Genomic DNA, 18205 nt, shown 5'->3' on the forward strand with positions numbered 1-18205 from the left:
CCACGGCGGAAAAGTCACACCAAATGGAGATATTTTTATAAATTTTGTCTAATTGTTATTTTTCTTCGGGCGGACTTAGAATTGATTTGAGTGATTTTTATTCCATTCCATAAAATATTCATATTCTTGAGTTTCTTCTTCAAAATCTTTAGATATAATTTCAAAATTATGTTTTAGATAAAATTTAGTAGCTCTAACATTCTTCTCATATACATATAACTTCAGCATATTATAATCAGTTTTTAATTTTTGCAGGAACAACTTTCCTATACCTTTATTACGATAACTAGCATTGATAAAAATCCCTGCAATATAATTTTCATATAATCCAGCAAACCCAACTATTTGATTATTCTCGTAGTACACATAAATGGTTGAATCAGGAAACATCTTTTTTACTCTATCTAGATTTCCAATCCAATAATCACGATTTATAAAACTATGAGCATCTAAATTCGAATTTAGCCAAATATTTGAAATCATTTCTTTTGATTCAGAGTCTAACATGGCTAGTTTTTTTATCATTAACAATGCTCCCTTCAATTAAATCATCTTATTATTTTCCACATCTTCTAAGATTATTTTAAAATCAAACATTCCTTTTTAAACGACTATTTTCATTATAACTAAGTAAAAACAAACCATTTGCTAGTATGAAAATCAAAGCTATTATCACATACAGTGTGTGTAGTGATATGGTCTCCAATAATAATGAAGCTGAATAACCAGCAATTGGTATAGTACCCCAAGTAAATAAATATATAGTAGAATTTACTTTACCTCTTATGTTTTCAGGAACAATTTCATATTGAACTGTGGTTCTTAAAACACTTCCAAAACTTCTACAGAGATATCCTAAAAATACACCTAAGAAAAATAAATATGATTTTGAAATAAGTAATAAAAATGGAATACTTAAAATGAGGTTTACTACTCCTATTGATTTTTCAAAGCTAAACTTTTTAATCATTATATTAGGAAGTACCGAGCCAACTATAGCTCCAAATGAAAGCAATCCTATTATAATTCCTGCTAATTTATTACTTAACTCTAAATATCTTACTAAGTATAAAACCATGGTATTTGTAAGTATTGTCATTGAAAAATTAATCCCCATTGTAACGATGATTATCAAAATGAGTTTTCTATTTTTAAAAATATATTTTAACGAATTGAAATTAATATTGTCACTATTCTGATTAACATCTTTTTTATACGAATTTACATCCAATCTTCTTAATTTGTAAGTATAAATTAAGAGGTTTAGCATCTGCAAAAACAGCAATATAAACATAGCTACAGTTATACTATTAGTTAACGTAAAAGTTATTATTGGAGATATAAAATTAACTACTGATCTAACTAATTGAACTAAACTATTAATAGAAGTTAAATCTTCATTAAAATAATCTGGAATTAAAACGCTAGTATTAATTTCTAAGACACTTGAAGATAAACTCATTACAACAATAATAATAAATACAATCGCAAAGTCATTCATGTTACGCAGTACAGTGAAAATAAAAATCAAATTAAACATGATATAGACTAAATATGTGAATATGGGGACTGTCACACTAGAAAATTCATCAATAAGATAGCCTGAGAATTTACTAAATATGATAAAGCCTATTGAGTAAGTTGAGGTGAGGAACACTATTTTAGAATCAGAGAATTGCCACGACGTTATACCGATCAGTGGTATGAGATAAATAATCATGTCATTTATCAATAATCGATTAAATTCAGTAAAGATAAAGTTATTGCGCATTTTTCAACTTTCTCGAATACATAGTCTTAGAATGTAACTTTTCGAAAAACTTTATTATATCTTTATATAGAATCTTTGAGTCTATACTCAAACGCTTATAAAGACCGGCAGCAACCTCATCAATAGCTTCATTATTTTGTTCTTTCATAATTAATCTACTCATGCTTCTTAACATGTTATCCCCTCTTTTAACACGAAGTAAAATTACAATTTTATTTTATATCGATTTGTGTTGTTCATCAACAATATTATAATTTTAATTTCTATTGAATGAGCAACTCCCTTCATAAAAAAACACTTTCGTTTGAATTCAACGAAAGTGTTTAAATTTAATTCTATCTTTATCATCTATAACATAAAATGAAGATAAAAGACCTAATAGTTATCTCTATTCAAAATTTAATTTCCAATTATATAGTAATTAATTTCAAGAATAATGCACAGAATGCTTATCTTTATTTTATTGAAGTAGCTACTTTATTAACTAAATCATTCAGGTTATTTATATTATTAACTCCTATTTCATTTAACCAATCTTTCGCTTTTTCATTTCCTTCACTATAACCCTCAGTAGCACCACCCCATGTGGCTCTTCCGCATAACACACCGTTAAAAGTAGAATCGGACTCACTAGCAAATCTTAGTGTTTCTTGGAATAACTCCGGTGCCACACCAGCGCTTAAGAATATAAAAGGGAGTTGGGTTGCATTTGATTGTTCTTTAAAATAACTACTTGCTTCTTTTTGAGTATACACACTTTCATTCGTAGTGTAACCTCCCACATAATTCATATTAACAGGCACTTCGACTTTCAAAATATCTACATTAAACCTTGATTCACTATACTTTTTCATCGCGTTTATAACCTTTTTAGGTTTAACTTTAGCAAATTCACTGCCTTTTTCATTACCAATTGTATCGTCGTAAGTTAAAATTTCTAAGAAAAATGGAATGTCTTCCCCTACACATTCACTTCCTACACGTTCAACAAACGCTTCTTTTTGAGTATTGATATTCTCTGATTCATCAACATCCACATATATTAACAATTTAATTGCATCAGCGCCTTGTTCCTTAAGTTTTTTCACTGAACAGTTCGGCACAAGGTCTGGGAGTCTTCCACCCTCTTGCTTATCATAACCTGTTTGCTCATATGCTAATATTAACCCGCAAGATCTATCTCGTTTTTGCGCAGCACTGAGACCATATTCAGGATCGAGTAATATACTGGATGCAAAAGGCGTCAAAGATTCCGAAACAATACTTTTGAAACCTGAAATTGATTTATCTGACGCAGAAGAACCTAGCATTCTTTTTAAAGCTCCTCTTTGATCAATCGCTAATGCCGTAATAATACCTTTTTCATTAGTTAATTTGTTTAAACTTTTCATTATGATATGCCTCCTTGGATTAATTCAGATATTTTAACTTCAGATTTCGCATTTTTTAATTCTTTAATATAGTTTTCATCTATAAGTTTTCTAGATAATTGAGATAAAATTTTCAGATGTTTACCTTCATTATTTTTAGGAACTAAAATGCTAATAATAAAATCAGTGTTTTGATTATCTAATGATGGCCATTCAATACCATTATTTAATTGAACAATGATTAATTTGGCAGAAAAAATGTGTCCACTAGCAACGTGAGGTATGGCTATCCCATTTTCCATTCCAGTACTGCTCTCTTCTTCACGTTTTTTCAACCCTTCTAAAACCTTTTCTGATTCATTTGATATTTCCAATTGAACTGCTTTATTGGCAATGTATTTTAATATTTCTTCTTTAGTTTCTATGTTTTTATTTAAAAAAACTTGTTCTGGTTTTATTATGTCCTCTTGGGTTTGACCAACCTGTTCTTCATCAATCGTATTTTCATTACTCTTTTTTTTGTTTTTGAGTATATGTCTTTTTTGTTCCAGAGACATCAATAGTCCTGAAACCAAAGCTCCAATAACTATGGCAATAATCCAAAATATTGGGTGTGTAACCACAGGTAACACTATAAAACCACCATGAGGCGCAGGTACTTCTACTTTTAATAAGTAAGTTAAAATAGCAGCAATTGCAGACCCCATCATTAATATCGGTATAATAGTTAGTGGTCTCTTCGCAGCAAATGGGATAGCCCCTTCAGTAATATGTGTTGAACCAAGTAAGAAGTTCACGTACCCCGCGCTTTTTTCTGAGTTCTCATAATATTTTTTCCCAAATATGACTGAAAACCCTGTGGCTAGGGGTGGCACAATACATGCAGCTGAAACCCCAGCCATAAACAAGAAATTGCCTTGGGCTAATAATGCTGTTCCTGTTACATATGCAGCTTTATTGATTGGACCACCCATATCAGCAGCACACATTATACCTACAATAAGACCTAGTAAAATAGGGCTTGAATTTTGGAATCCCGATAAGAAATCCATCATTGCTTTATTAATAATTTCCATTGGTACTGACAGGTACCACATAATAAATCCAGCAATAAAAATTCCTAGAACGGGTAACAGAAAAATTGATTTTAAGCCATCTAATGATTGTGGTAATTTCTTTAATAATTTTTGGAGTAATATAATTACACCACCCGCTAAAAACCCTGAAACGATACCACCTAAAAATCCAGTTCCATTATGGTCCGCAATCATACCTGCTATGAAACCAATCACTAGCCCTGGTCTATTTCCTATTGATTGTGCAATGTATGCACTCAAAATAGGTACCATCAATCCCATAGCCAATCCACCAATAGTATTCATTTGTTCTGCAAAAACATTATATTGATCTGATTTCGGATCAGCTGAATAAATACCAAACATAAATGATACGGCTGTCATTACACCACCTGCTACGATAATTGGTAGCATATGTGAGACCCCGTTCATCAAATGAACATATATCTGATGCCAAAAATTAGTTTCCTGTTTTTCTTCTATTGAATTATAATTTTGTTGCTTATTTCCTTGATAAGTACTAACATCACCGCTTATAGCTTTATCTAATAACAAGTTTGGTTGTTTAATCCCTTTAGATACAGAAACATTAATAATTTTCTTGCCAGAAAAACGATGTATGTCTACATTTTTATCTGCAGCAATGATGATCACTTCTGCATCATCAATTTCTTTTTGCGTAAATTGATTTTCTACGCCTTTTTGACCATGTGTTTCTACTTTAATTGTTACACCCTTTTCATCTGCTGCTTTTTCCAAAGCTTCAGCAGCCATAAAGGTATGTGCTATACCAGTTGGACACCCTGTTACACCTAAAAATTGATATTTCATAATTAGCCCCCTTATTTAGTAACGCTAATATCATTAACAGTAATTTTATTCATTAACTCAGTTATATCGCAAAGATCACTCAATCCTGATTTGAAAGCTGTAGACGATCCCACTGCAACAGCTTTTTTAATTGATTCTTTTGTATTTACTTTATTAATATATGATTCATAAAAACTTGCTAGCATTGCATCTCCAGAACCAGCGGTATTGATGACATCCCCTTTAGGAGCCTTACAATACAATGCTTCATCACTATTTATAAAATATGCTCCATCGCCACCTACAGAAACTAATACATTTTGACAACCATCTTGTATCAATGATTTTCCTGCTTTAACAATATCTGCTTCATAGCTCATATTTAATTCTGGAAATAATTTTTGTAACTCATCATCGTTTGGTTTAATTAAGTAGGGTTTAAAGGACATGAGTTCTTTAAGTATTGGATGACTAATATCTAAAACTAAATTAAAATGTTTTAAACTTGATAACTTGGCAATTTCAAATAAAATATCACCATCTAAGCCTTGTGGTAAACTTCCAGAAACAAATAAAGTATCTTCAGGATTAAGTAACTTTATTTTTGAAATTAATTCCTTTGATTTTTCCCTACTAATATTAGGACCACTATTAACAATTTTATATTCACCTTGATTAGACATTAAAAACACATTGATTCTTGTATTATCCCTAACCCTTACAAAATCAGTAGAAATTCCCATTTTCAAAAGTTCATCGTCGATAAATTTTCCACTAAACCCTCCTAAAAATCCCGTTGCTACAGAATCCTCATTTAATTTTTTGAGCATAATTGATATGTTTACTCCCTTGCCATTAGGCTGTACCTCATCATAAATACTACGATTAACAACATCTGGCTGAAAGTCTTTCATTTGAACAAACATATCGATAGCTGGATTCAATGTGCATGTATAAATCATTTTTCTACACCCCATTTATTCTTTCTTATATTGTGGCATCTATTAACATGAAAATGTTTACACATTTTGTGATATAGTAAAATTATTATGAAAATCTTTTCTTATGGAGGTTAATTTTGAATTTTCAACAAAAAGTCCAATATCATTACGATAAATTAAGTGAGAGTGATAAATATTTAGTAGAATATATTGAAAATAATTACTCAGAAATTATGGACATTTCTATAATAAAATTAAGTGAAAATGCTAATATATCAACTTCTACAATTGTTAGATGCATGAAGAAGTTAGATTATAAGGGATTTACAGATTTCAAATATCAAATTGCTTCTGAAGACGCTAATAAATTTTCTGAGCCGTTAAAACACTTGGAACGTATTGATTCTCAAATCCAAGCCGCCATTGTTAAAAATCAAGAAGAAGTTGATAAAACAATACGTTATCTGAATTACACCATTATTGAAGACGCCATATCGGCAATTAAATATAGTAAAAAAATTTCTATTTTAGCAAGAGGATTTTCAGAACATATCTCTAATGAAATGACTATTAAATTACAACTTTTAAATAAACATACGGAAGAACATAACGATCCTAATATTATTAAAATTAAGGCAGAATCATTTAACCAAGACGATTTAGTGATTTTCATTTCTTTAAATGGTGAGACAGAAGAACTTATTAAAGCTGCCAAATTATGTAAAAAGAACAATGTAAAGACGATATGTTTAACAACAAACAAAGATAGTCGTCTTTATAATTTATGTGACATCAATTTATTAGGTTTTAAATCAGATAAAACTTATATCCCTACTTATGAAGTACGTTCTCGATTGCCTTTACAAGTGTTATCTCGAGTTCTTCTTGATGCGTATACGATAAGAAATTGAGATGTCTAATATATTTCATAGAAAAAACACTTTCGTTGAATTCATTTTAGTATGAATTCAACGAAAGTGTTTTTTCTTATTCTCATATTTGGGGGTCAGTTCAGTCATAGTGAAAGATTTTTATATTTAATTGAAAATAATTATTATTGTGCAAGCATACTTTATCAAGTTTAGATGAGTTGAAATATAAAATATTATTATTTTGTATACGCTTCTACATATCGGTTGATAATATAATTTTTAACACTCATTATTTGATTTTTTTAATTTATTACTTCTTTTAAAACTATCTTTCTCCGACACATAACTGATTGAACTAATTAACTTTGTAACATGCTATATTTTCTTCAAAAATTCTTGTTCGGCTTTCTTCATTTTTTCTGAAAAATCTTTGTAATCTTTAACTTTCTTAGGGATAGAGAGACCAAGTTTAATTACTTTTATATCACCACGCATTTGCACATTATTTTCATATTTGAGTCCCTGATTTAAGTACAATACTTGGTAATTATTTTCATAATTATTGGGATAGAAATAGTAAGCAATTTTAGCATCAAACCTAAACATATAAGCTAATACTTGAAGAAAGTCTTTATTCCCAATGTTTTGAATAGGCTTATATTTAGCATCTCCGATCACTCGATTTCCATAATTACGTCCAATAAAATCTGGATAAACTAACCCTATTTTCGAACCATCTTCTCTACTAAATAACCTTTGTGCACCACTGCCCGACTTATTTTGAGGATGATAAAAATCTATATCGATCAATGTATGAATGTATTCTTCCCATAACCATGCACCATCAAATAGGATTCCATGAATTTTCTCCATGCCGCTTCCAATATAGTGCTTATGTTGTTGTAAAATAATTAAGCAAAGTTTCTGTAATTCTCTATATTCCTTAAAATATGCATGTCGGATAGGCCGCTTATTATTTAGCGTTACCACTTTATTCTTATCCATATGATTGTAGCTCATAGTAGCCTCACGAATTTTTTTCACTTCAGTTCTCACATTACTTAATATACCTACTCCTTCTTTTCTTTTTTTAATAAATTCAATTGTATGTCTAATTAACTGAAGAATGTAGTTATCATATGAAAATTCTCTCTGTGAATAAGCAATATTTCCTATAAAAGGTGTGTTTTTTTTGATATGTTTTTGAATATCGATAGTACCTTTTAAATTATCATTGTTATATTCATTTCTGACATATACTTTGAACAATCCTTTGCGCATAGCTTTCTTTAAATAATACGGAAAAATAAAAATAAATAGATCAATAATTTCATTGTCCTGATCAATTATTGTATTTAAATCAATAACATATGGTATTTTCAAAACATTTTCAATTAGATATTGGAAAAAATAATCCTTTTGTCCTTCTGAAAAACGTGATTCAATCACTAAATTCTCTTGGTCACAACCTAAAAACCCCATAATATTACTAGAACGATACTCTTCATCTTCTTTTTTAAGTATCATTTGATCGTCAGTTATTCCTTCCTGCTCTTTTAAACTATTAGGAAAAACAAATATGCCTGCGTCCTCTAGTTCAGATACTGTCTTATCTAATATTGAAGAAATTACATTTGGAATTTCGCTAAAATCACTAACCAACATGGATGAATTGTCTTTAATTTTAAGCATTTTCATCCACAGAATCCAGTTCTAAATGCGAGTTATTATAAGCCACTCTAAACGATTCCATAATCTCTTCTTCATTAAACATTCCTCTAATATAGTCTGACAGCAAAGGCTCTAAAAAGTCTTCCCATAATTCTTCAAAGTTTATTTCTTTTAATTTTAAGAAATAAGCAGCACCTATATGATAGTTATTATCCAATTCATCTACTTGTGAAATTGCATGATTAAGGTTAGTCATACTGACAATAGCTTCCTCTTTTTTATCACCCAATACTTCTAGCATTTCAATATTTTCATTTGCTTTAATTTCAATAAATCTAAATCTACGTCTCATAGCAAAATCAAAAGTATCTACTGAGCGATCGATATCGTTCATTGTTCCTATAATATATACATTATCAGGGATATAAAATTTATTCCCCTCAGATTCCATATTCGAATACTGTGTTTTTACAGCTCCAGTTATTCCTCTATAGCTAGGATCAATTGAAAAAAATAATTCTCCAAATATCTTTGATATTTCTCCTCTATTTATTTCATCAATTACAAATACAAATTTCTTTTCATTCTCACTATTGACGTATTCAATGTAATCTTCATATTTTTCTTCAAATTCAGCCGAAGAACCATTGTTTTGATCACTTATAGCTTTTTCACAAAACGTTTTGAAGATTCCAGGTTTTAAATTAAATCCCATATTTCCATCATGAGATATAACAGGCCTGATCCCTTCGACAAAATCTGTATAATCGTAATTTGGGTGAAATTGCACGAACTCAAATTGTTTTGAAGACTCTAGGTTTTCGTTAGATGTCCCAATTATCTTAGACGCTATCGCTTTAGCTAGATAGCTCTTACCTGTTCCAGGAGCACCTCTTAGTATAATATTTTTAGAATTTAATAATTTATCAGTTATCTCTTTCACGATTCCACTTTCTAACATTAGATCCACCTCGGCTTTATAACTCATATAATCTTCATAAAATTGTTTGAAATATTCGTTCGGTGGATTATTTGAAAATAAATCCATATCCTCAATATTATAACTTTGTCCTGTTTCTTGTTCTTTAAGATCTATTTCATCCCACAATGTAAATCTAGCGGTTGTCATTTTATAATTTTCAAAAGTTGTTCTAATATTTGCCCATCTCGTATTAGAAAATTCATAACATATATATGGAATTTTACCACTGCCATTACCGTTTTTCCTTCCATATTGACCACTATTAAATAAGTGGACATGAAAATATACACCATCCATTTGCACAGAGTTAAAATCTTTAATTTTAGTAACTTTTACTTCATCAAGACCTTCAGACTTTATTTCAGTACTTTTATTTTCTTTATCTGTAATATTGATCTGACTCTGTTCTACAAAATTCAGAAATAAATTTTTGAATAGTTGATATTTCTTTTCTTCAGAATTTAATATAAATTGATAAAATTGATCAATATTGCTCCCATTCTCTTTATATTTAACAACTAACTGTTCATAGTCATTTAACAATTTAATAATATCGTTTTCTATAGTTGCTGAGTCAGGCATATTATTAATACTATATTCAAATCCACTGATTGTAGTACCTTCATAACTACTTCCTAATTGCGTATTAGACTCTAGATCAATATCAATAGGGTTACTCACTGGAGTTTCTAGTGTTCTATAAAGTGCTTTTGATATTTTTATTATATCCTGTTCTTTCAACTTTTTTTCTTTAAAATATGTAGCTCCTTGGTTTAATGTCAGGAATACTTTTTCTCCATCGGCTCTAAATAAGAAAGCAACATAAAATCCCTTAGTAGTAGCTTTTGTGACTTCTTTATTCATAATAGCAACCCAAGGTACAGAGGCAAATTGCCCATTCCCAATACTACCTTTAATTTCATATCCTTTTAAATCTTCTATATTTTTTAGCTCTTTAACCATTTTGTTTTTCACTAGATCTCCGACAGGTGCCCCTTCAAATTCACCGGATTCTTTTTCTTTAACGTATGTATTACCTATCTCTTTAATTAATTTTGATAGTGTCATTAATAATTACCCCGATTCATAAGTAAAAAGCTTGTGTGTTATGTACTAACTTCTATAGCTGTGCCCTACCTTTTATTACTAAATATAATTGAATTTCATTTTTATTATTATACCATCAAATTTTCTATAAATGTTTTAACTATGACTTCTGAATAATTGATGTATTATATAATAATACGTCAAAAGTACAAGTGTCTAATTAACTATTTCTTTTAGTTTAATAGAGTCCTCCAGATTTCATTATATATTCCTTTAACTCCAAATATAGTCTCTATTTTAAATTATACACAGCCTATTTTTCGTTTTATTTATGCTAAGCTTTACAAAAACATAACTGCAATTTCTGTAAACCTCATACAGCATGATACGTTCAAAATACCTTTATGAAGCGGCTGAAAAAACCGCATCATTTATGATACGCTTCTCCCCTCATTATCTTAAACGCGCGGTAGACTTGCTCGATTAAGATGACGCGCATCATTTGGTGTGGAAAGGTCATTTTACTGAATGACAGGGCATAGTTGCTACGGTCTAAAACCTCTTTGTGTAGACCGTTTGATCCGCCAATAATAAATGTAAAGTCGCTTTGACCGCGTGTCATGCGGCTTTCTATTTCTTTTGCTAAGCCTTCTGACGTCAGCATGTTTCCTTTAATCTCTAAAGTAATCACTGTGGATTGTGGTTTTACTTTTGCTAGTAAGCGCTGACCTTCTTTCTCTTTAACTTGCTCTATCTCTTTGTCACTCATATTTTCGGGTGCTTTTTCATCAGGTACTTCAATGATTTCTATTTTAGAATATGCTCCTAACCTTTTTTCATATTCTGCTATAGCTTGTTTCCAGTATTTCTCTTTTAGTTTACCTACTGTGAGTATCGTAATCTTCATAGTTTTCCTCCAAAAAATTGTGTAGTAGTTGGTATTTATTATACTTATCCACAGGTTATACACTTATGCACACTATTCCCTCTTATTATAACAGGAATGCATACGATTTTTTAATAATGTTTACGGTTTCTACACAAAAATAAGTGAACAACCTGTCCGTTTGTGGATAACTCTGTGTACAATGTGGGTATTTCCCTGTGAATTGTGCACACATCTGGATAACTATGTATAATTCCGTGGATAAGTTCGAGGTCGTCTTACATACTTATTCACAGGATTTACATTATCTTCATACTATCTTTGCTGAATCCTTACTACATACCCATTCCACCGATTGTTATAATTATCCGTCAATTGCATATAGTAATTTTCAGTTAAGACCTAGGGTTGTATGCCCATATATTCCTTCTTTTATTGAGTAAATTTTCCTATAAAAACCCCTCCTATTAAATGTATTTTAATTCATATATACTAGCAAAATATAAAAAACCGATACCTCCTAATGAGATATCGGTTACTTCGCTTTAATGTTGACCATGGATTACATTAGCTAAAGCTAATGCATTAAGATAATCTAAACTTCAAAGAAGTTAAGATTATCTATAGTGTATATATCGGTGTTGCTTTGGCTTTATCAGTATCACACAACAATACTTCTTTGTTTGTGTCGATGTCGTGTTCATTGAGGACTTGTCCGACGCTCATGCGTGCCAAGTCTTTCATGTTATTGTCTTGTGATAAATGAGACAGGTAAATGCGTTTCGTGCTACCTGTGATGACGTCTGTCATTGCTAGACCTGCATCTTCGTTTGAAACGTGTCCCATATCACTAAGTATACGTTGTTTCGTCTTCCAAGGATAACCACACATGCGTAACATATCCACATCGTGATTACTTTCAAAGATAAAAGCGTCGCTACCTTGAATCATACCTTTCATACGGTCGGAAACGTAACCTGTATCTGTTAAAATCGTGAATTTCTTATAATTATTATGGAAAATGTAGAATTGTGGATCTATCGCATCATGTGAAACATTGAACGATTCGATATCAAATCCAGCAATTGATTTTGTTTCATATGGATTAAAAATGAATTTCTGATCCATTGGAATCTTACTATCTTTCTTTTCAATGGCTGTCCATGTCTTTTCATTCGCATAAATCGGCAAGCCATATTTACGCGCTAACACACCTAGTCCTTTAATATGGTCTGTATGTTCATGTGTAACTAAAATCCCATTTAAATCTTTAATTTGTTTGTCTATTTGACTAAATAGTTCTTCCATTTTCTTACCTGTCAAACCCGCGTCGACAAGAATACTACCTTTATCACTTTCCACATAAGTGGCGTTCCCTGTACTGCCACTCGCCAATGCGCTCATACGTATCAAGCGATTCACCCTTTCTAATCTATTGCTTATATTGCGATGGGGCAGTCTCCGGTTTATGTGCCATCAATATGCCCTCTGTCTAATTATTTATTATAATAAATTGATTTATCTAAGTTTTTGAGAATATGAAACCAGCTCTTTATCAAAAATTAGCTTAAGCTATCTTCAAAATTCTAAGTATATGATACGCTTTCGAACCATTTCATACTTCTTTAATAACTCTCATTAACAGTATTTAATTTTAACATACTTTTCGGTTTCAGCATGTCCAAATTGTTTATTTAGATAGTAATCTATCTTTTAATTTCCATTAATCACGTTCTAAAAAGTTATTTAATAATTATACGTAACTTGTAAAAATTTGGACAAGACGCCTGACGAAACAACATGAGTCGAAGACTACAGGCTGAGACCGTGTCCTAGGCAAGCGAGTCTAAAGTTTTTTATTCAAACATCATAAAAACGCACACCTTAGTAAAAAGGTGTGCGCGATAGTTTATTCTCAACTTATCCACAGTTATCCACAAGATTATTCTTCAATAATTTTCGGACTGTCTGCTACGGCTTCTACATAATATGTCTTAATCTTGTCGCCATGTTTTACTTTGATTTCCCAATTGGCTTCAAGCACTTGAACGTTCGGCTCTTTGACAACAGTATAGTAGCCTAGTCGTGCATTGGTTACTTCGTCATTGCGTTTGAGATAACGATTATAGTAAAGGTCCTCGATGGCACTTCGCGCTGTGTTCACTTGCTTTTTATCGTTATTCGTACCTTCTGAAGGCTCGATAGACTTCATAGCAGTTTGTTCATAACTTGAAGATTTGCCATCTTCAACATTAAATTCTAATTTCGCTCTACTATTATTCATAATTGGATAATCATTATACGTCTGTTCAAAGGTAACTTTTTCATCATCAATATGACTCATTTCATAATCTTCACCTTTATACACGCTGCCTTTGACATACGATTTAAGGTCGGTGAATTGGTCATTGCTGATATTAATCGGGTCGCTAATATCACCTTTGGCAACTGCGCCTGAAGACTCGCTTGTGATGCTTGGACGTGTCTTCGCATAAGATGAAAAATCATTCGATCTTGCTGTCAGTAATTGCATTTTCAAACCATTCACGCTTGGGAGATTTTCTGGAATTTTAATTTCTTCTTGCTTAAAATTCACTCCACTTTCGTCTTCACTGTCATTAATTTGTGATTTATTAACTTTATCCACGTAAATAATAATCAGACTAATGTTGACTAGAATAAATACTATAATAAATAATGTTTTTGCGCGTTTCCAGTTCATTTATTCTAGCCCCCCATCTTTGTATGCAAGCCAATCACCTTTATACTCTACATACCATTGTGGTTTGAATTCACTATTACGTTGAATTTCGATGTCGCTACCATCATCTTTGTGTTCCATGTTGTAACCAATCGTCATATTTGTTACTTCTTCAAAGTCGATTTCAGGATTATTTGCCAGTTCTGAACGCACCGTTTCAGCTCCTGGTAAATCTATTTCATCTTCACCGCTATCTATTGTGACATTAGATTTTAACAATGCACGTGCATAACTGAAGACGCCTTTATCGCTCCATGAGACTTTAATATTATTCAACTCGTCATCATTGAAGGTTGGACGGCCGTTTAAGAACATTTGGTATGTCAGTTCGCCGCCTTTATTATCTGTGCTGAAGAGTCTGTAATCATCTGTGAAGCCACCATGTCTGTTGATGTAATCATAAGTACTTGGAATACTGTCTTGCATGTTTGTTGAACGATCCTCATCTTCTGAGAGATTCGTGTAACGATATTTTTCATTATCTTCACTGTAGTTGGCGACACCGGTGTTGTTATTGTATGTCGCTGTACCGCTTTTCGTGCTACGTACGACTACGGAGTCATTGAAGAGTATAGAATTCATCGTATCGACACTGATGCGGTTGTAAATCGTGTGGTATGATTTCAAACCTTTAGGTGCCTTTGGTGCAAAGATATGCGTTGCTTTATCGATGGTGTCTTTATTCGTAATAATCTCTGTATATGGTTTCATACTTTTTTGTTGTTCTTTCATTTTTTTAGCAAATGAACTCATCTTCGCCGTCGTCGTCATACGAACGACATTATGACGATCTTTACTAATTGCATAGAGTTTTACTTTGCCATCTTCATTGTCATCAATTAATAGACGATCAAATTTAAAGTTATTTGGTACTTTGGCATCGATGTTCAATGCTTGACCTAAATAGGTTGCTAGTGGCATATCATAACTGAAATCCAATACTAAAAATTCATCGCTTAAGTCTGGAATAATCAAATTATGATTACTATGCATTTGTTCGGCATGCAGTACGCGCTGGTTTTTCAAGGGACTGATAGTCTCTTCGACGTTGCTACGTGTCGCTTCCATACCTTCTGTATCTTCACCATTAGAGTGAATGATTTGATACGGGGCCACGACTTTACTCATCCCTTGATCGAGCGGTTTACCTATCGTATTTGCTTTAGCATCTTTATTGCTACTATCTTGTTGATCTACATTCGCTAAGTCTGGCGAGAAGTTCCACGTCATGTATGTCAGCACAGCACTCATTAATACTAAAAGGTATAGGATGATGGATTTGATTAACTCTTTACTCCGCATCCCAATCACCATCTTCTAGTACTTCACATGGCAGTGTAATGAAGATTGATGTTCCTTGTCCTTCTACACTGTTTGCCCAAATGCGACCATTATGTGCTTCAACAATTTCTTTGGAAATGGCTAAGCCTAAGCCTGTACCACCCATTTTACGTGTACGTGCTTTATCCACACGGTAGAAACGGTCAAAGATTTTATCTACTTTATTAATTGGAATACCAATACCATTATCTTTCACTCGTATCGTCATACGATTGTATAACGCGTTCTGTTTCACGTGAAACTCTACACGTTTATCGCCACGAGAATACTTCATCGCATTGGTAATAACATTATCAAATACTTGTGTCATCTTGTCTGGATCGATTTCTGTAAAAATCGTATTATTTGGAATTTCACGGACGAATGTCGTTTCCTTATCGGACATTTCGTGACGGTTAATAATTTTATTGATAAACATATTAAAGTCTATGATTTCTTTCGTAATTTGATCGGATTCGTTATCCATTTTAGATAATTGTAATAGATCGTTTACGAGACGAATCATACGTTCTGTTTCTTCACGTGTTACGGATAAGAATTGTGGTGCGAGTTCTTTATCTTCCCAAGCACCGCTTTCTAAAGCTTCGATATAACTGTTCATAGATGTCAGTGGTGTACGTAATTCATGTGAGACATTTGCTACGAACTCACGACGTTCGCGTTCTACTTGTTGTTGCTCTGTAACGTCATGTAGTACGGCAATGTAACCTGTCACAAATCCTGTTTCTTGTACGATTGTACTAAAGTTAACGCGCGCAATAATGCCTTCGTTTTCATTAATATCTAATAAGAAGCTATCATTATTCTCTTGAATTTCATCTAAAGAGAAATCTTCTTCTAGTTTAAGGACATTTAACATGTAGTCTCCGATAATGTCTTCTTTTAATGAGCCCATCATCGTCAACGCCATGTCGTTTACAATACGCACTCGACCACGGCGATCCGTTGCAATAATACCGTCACTCATATGGGTGATAACTGAGTCTAAGCGACGCTTCTCACTTTCGGTATTCGCTTGCGCTTCTTGTACACGTTTCGAGAGATTATTAAAGGCAAGTGCCAGCTCCCCAATCTCATCGTTACCGTATATTTTTACGCGTTGGGTATAGTTACCTTTAGACATCTCTGCAGCTTGGTTCCGCATGTCTGTAATTGGCTTCGTAATCGTACGCGCAATAAAGAAACCAAGGATAACAGTAATTAATAAGGAAATCCCTGTACCAACGATAAAGATTTGGTTAATACTGCTAAGTTGTTTAAATACATCGTTAATATCCGCTTCGATATAGACATTACCTATCGTTCCGTCGTTTGATGTTTTAACTGGTAAGTTATACACCCACACACGTTGTTTCCCGTTACCGTAATCTTTTAATACGGTATGGCTATTAATTTCGCCTAAAGATAAGGCTTTTTGGATAGAGTTATCATTCGCTTTTTGATTTATTAGACTACGCGTAGACTGCTTTGAAGTCGCCATAATAATCTGATCTTTATCAATAAAGCGTATTTCTTCTATTTCTTGTCTATTGGCATACTCATTTAATAAGTTTTGAACTTCTTTTTGAGCATTAACGGAATTGTCTTCGTCATAGACTTTTTCTATATTAATTTCGATTTGTTTCGCGTATTGCGAAATATTATTTTTAAATGTTTGTGTTAGTTCTTTTTCTAGACTATTGGTAAAATATAAACCGATAATTTGCATACCGATTACAATGAGCAACACATAGACAATAACAAGTTTCGTGTGTAAAGACTGAAAATATTTAAGCCATTTCATTTATAAGCGTCCCCTAGTCATGTTGTTGGAGGAAATATCCAACGCCACGACGAGTCACAATATATTCTGGATGAGATGGATCGTCTTCGATTTTTTCACGTAAGCGTCGAATTGTTACGTCTACTGTACGCACGTCACCAAAATAGTCATAACCCCAAACAGTTTGCAATAAATGTTCACGTGTCATTACTTGACCCATATGTTTAGATAAGTAATGGAATAATTCGAATTCTCGGTGTGTTAAGTCAATTTCTCCGCCACGTTTTTTGATAGAGTATGCATCAGGATAAATAACAATGTCTTTAATAGAAATTTCATTTGATGCATTATCCACTTCTTGTGCTGGTTGTGAATAATGACGACGTAAGTTTGCTTTCACACGTGCGATTAATTCGCGTGTACTAAACGGTTTCGTTACATAATCATCTGCACCGAGTTCAAGGCCTAACACTTTATCAATTTCTGAGTCTTTTGCAGTAAGCATGATAATCGGCATTTCAAATTTCTTACGTACTTCACGACATACTTCCATGCCGTCACGTCCTGGTAACATAATATCTAATAACACGATGTCGGGTTCTTCTTCATATATTAAATCAACTGCATCGTCACCGTCGTATGCACAAAATACTTCGTAACCTTCTTTTTTTAAGTTAAATTCTAAAATATCAGCAATTGGTTTTTCATCATCGACTACAACAACTTTTCTAGCCATATTTATAAACCTCATTTCTAAATTGTAGTACGTTCTTTTTTTAAAATTCTACGTATTTCTCTCTAGTATAATTTACCATTTATGTCATATTAATTCTATTTTCTAAATAGAAAATTATATTTGTATATTGTAAAATTATAACATTGTTCGTATTAAATGGGTACTTATCGATAAATCAT

15 protein-coding genes are annotated in these 18205 nt (G+C 32.2%); 1 reads left to right on the top strand and 14 read right to left on the bottom strand.

The window, feature by feature from the left end; translation table 11 throughout:
- Positions 1–75: 75 nt before the first annotated feature.
- The 6 genes from M4L39_RS01015 to pfkB all read right to left on the bottom strand — a co-directional run bounded on the left by M4L39_RS01015 (position 76) and on the right by pfkB (position 6004).
- Positions 76–525, bottom strand: a complete 450-nt coding sequence (locus M4L39_RS01015; protein ID WP_277580324.1) for a GNAT family N-acetyltransferase — start codon at positions 523–525, stop codon at positions 76–78.
- Between the two features lie 64 nt (positions 526–589).
- The gene (locus M4L39_RS01020; protein ID WP_277580325.1) at positions 590–1771 is read right to left on the bottom strand and encodes an MFS transporter; all 1182 of its coding nucleotides are present in this window, start codon (positions 1769–1771) and stop codon (positions 590–592) included.
- On the bottom strand, positions 1761–1934 hold the full coding sequence (locus tag M4L39_RS01025) for a hypothetical protein (RefSeq protein WP_277580326.1): 174 nt from the start codon (positions 1932–1934) through the stop codon (positions 1761–1763). The genes M4L39_RS01020 and M4L39_RS01025 overlap by 11 nt, the downstream gene beginning before the upstream one ends.
- Before the next feature lie 292 nt (positions 1935–2226).
- The gene (gene lacD, locus M4L39_RS01030; RefSeq protein ID WP_277580327.1) at positions 2227–3162 is read right to left on the bottom strand and encodes a tagatose-bisphosphate aldolase; all 936 of its coding nucleotides are present in this window, start codon (positions 3160–3162) and stop codon (positions 2227–2229) included.
- Positions 3162–5048 (bottom strand): fructose-specific PTS transporter subunit EIIC, encoded by a 1887-nt coding sequence (locus M4L39_RS01035; protein WP_277580328.1) that lies wholly within the window; start codon positions 5046–5048, stop codon positions 3162–3164. Before M4L39_RS01035 ends, lacD begins: the two co-directional genes overlap by 1 nt.
- 11 nt (positions 5049–5059) lie before the next feature.
- The gene (gene pfkB / locus M4L39_RS01040; RefSeq protein ID WP_346818183.1) at positions 5060–6004 is read right to left on the bottom strand and encodes a 1-phosphofructokinase; all 945 of its coding nucleotides are present in this window, start codon (positions 6002–6004) and stop codon (positions 5060–5062) included.
- A 101-nt stretch (positions 6005–6105) separates the two neighbouring features.
- Between pfkB and M4L39_RS01045 the strand changes: the two genes are divergently transcribed.
- Complete coding sequence (locus M4L39_RS01045) at positions 6106–6879, top strand: MurR/RpiR family transcriptional regulator (protein ID WP_277580330.1); 774 nt, start codon at positions 6106–6108, stop codon at positions 6877–6879.
- A gap of 336 nt (positions 6880–7215) precedes the next feature.
- On the opposite strand, the gene M4L39_RS01050 is transcribed toward M4L39_RS01045, so the two are convergent.
- The 8 genes from M4L39_RS01050 to yycF form a co-directional block, all read right to left on the bottom strand.
- Complete coding sequence (locus tag M4L39_RS01050) at positions 7216–8532, bottom strand: 5-methylcytosine restriction system specificity protein McrC (protein WP_277580331.1); 1317 nt, start codon at positions 8530–8532, stop codon at positions 7216–7218.
- Positions 8525–10561 (bottom strand): MrcB family domain-containing protein, encoded by a 2037-nt coding sequence (locus M4L39_RS01055; protein WP_277580332.1) that lies wholly within the window; start codon positions 10559–10561, stop codon positions 8525–8527. Before M4L39_RS01055 ends, M4L39_RS01050 begins: the two co-directional genes overlap by 8 nt.
- A gap of 406 nt (positions 10562–10967) precedes the next feature.
- Positions 10968–11447 carry a 23S rRNA (pseudouridine(1915)-N(3))-methyltransferase RlmH gene (gene rlmH / locus M4L39_RS01060; protein WP_021339332.1) on the bottom strand — a complete coding sequence of 160 codons (480 nt, stop codon included), beginning with the start codon at positions 11445–11447 and terminating at the stop codon, positions 10968–10970.
- 600 nt (positions 11448–12047) lie between these two features.
- Positions 12048–12848: an MBL fold metallo-hydrolase gene (locus tag M4L39_RS01065; protein WP_277580333.1), complete on the bottom strand. Its 801-nt coding sequence runs from the start codon at positions 12846–12848 to the stop codon at positions 12048–12050.
- Positions 12849–13368: 520 nt separating this feature from the next.
- Positions 13369–14148, bottom strand: a complete 780-nt coding sequence (locus M4L39_RS01070; RefSeq protein ID WP_277580334.1) for a two-component system regulatory protein YycI — start codon at positions 14146–14148, stop codon at positions 13369–13371.
- A complete protein-coding gene (locus M4L39_RS01075; protein ID WP_277580335.1) occupies positions 14149–15489 on the bottom strand; it encodes a YycH family regulatory protein in 1341 nt (446 codons plus the stop codon).
- Entirely contained in the window at positions 15479–17311 is a 1833-nt protein-coding gene (gene walK / locus M4L39_RS01080) for a cell wall metabolism sensor histidine kinase WalK (RefSeq protein WP_277580336.1), read from the bottom strand. Before walK ends, M4L39_RS01075 begins: the two co-directional genes overlap by 11 nt.
- A 13-nt stretch (positions 17312–17324) precedes the next feature.
- On the bottom strand, positions 17325–18026 hold the full coding sequence (gene yycF, locus M4L39_RS01085) for a response regulator YycF (protein WP_002506236.1): 702 nt from the start codon (positions 18024–18026) through the stop codon (positions 17325–17327).
- Between the last annotated feature and the right edge of the window lie 179 nt (positions 18027–18205).

The organism is Staphylococcus equorum (assembly GCF_029531845.1).
Classification (GTDB): Bacteria; Bacillota; Bacilli; order Staphylococcales; family Staphylococcaceae; genus Staphylococcus; species Staphylococcus equorum_C.

Coding starts and splice junctions, on each gene's coding strand:
- M4L39_RS01015 (WP_277580324.1), bottom strand. CDS start 525: ATGATAAAAAAACTAGCCATGTTAGACTCTGAATCAAAAGAAATGATT.
- M4L39_RS01020 (WP_277580325.1), bottom strand. CDS start 1,771: ATGCGCAATAACTTTATCTTTACTGAATTTAATCGATTATTGATAAAT.
- M4L39_RS01025 (WP_277580326.1), bottom strand. CDS start 1,934: ATGAGTAGATTAATTATGAAAGAACAAAATAATGAAGCTATTGATGAG.
- lacD (WP_277580327.1), bottom strand. CDS start 3,162: ATGAAAAGTTTAAACAAATTAACTAATGAAAAAGGTATTATTACGGCA.
- M4L39_RS01035 (WP_277580328.1), bottom strand. CDS start 5,048: ATGAAATATCAATTTTTAGGTGTAACAGGGTGTCCAACTGGTATAGCA.
- pfkB (WP_346818183.1), bottom strand. CDS start 6,004: ATGGGGTGTAGAAAAATGATTTATACATGCACATTGAATCCAGCTATC.
- M4L39_RS01050 (WP_277580331.1), bottom strand. CDS start 8,532: ATGCTTAAAATTAAAGACAATTCATCCATGTTGGTTAGTGATTTTAGC.
- M4L39_RS01055 (WP_277580332.1), bottom strand. CDS start 10,561: ATGACACTATCAAAATTAATTAAAGAGATAGGTAATACATACGTTAAA.
- rlmH (WP_021339332.1), bottom strand. CDS start 11,447: ATGAAGATTACGATACTCACAGTAGGTAAACTAAAAGAGAAATACTGG.
- M4L39_RS01070 (WP_277580334.1), bottom strand. CDS start 14,148: ATGAACTGGAAACGCGCAAAAACATTATTTATTATAGTATTTATTCTA.
- M4L39_RS01075 (WP_277580335.1), bottom strand. CDS start 15,489: ATGCGGAGTAAAGAGTTAATCAAATCCATCATCCTATACCTTTTAGTA.
- walK (WP_277580336.1), bottom strand. CDS start 17,311: ATGAAATGGCTTAAATATTTTCAGTCTTTACACACGAAACTTGTTATT.
- yycF (WP_002506236.1), bottom strand. CDS start 18,026: ATGGCTAGAAAAGTTGTTGTAGTCGATGATGAAAAACCAATTGCTGAT.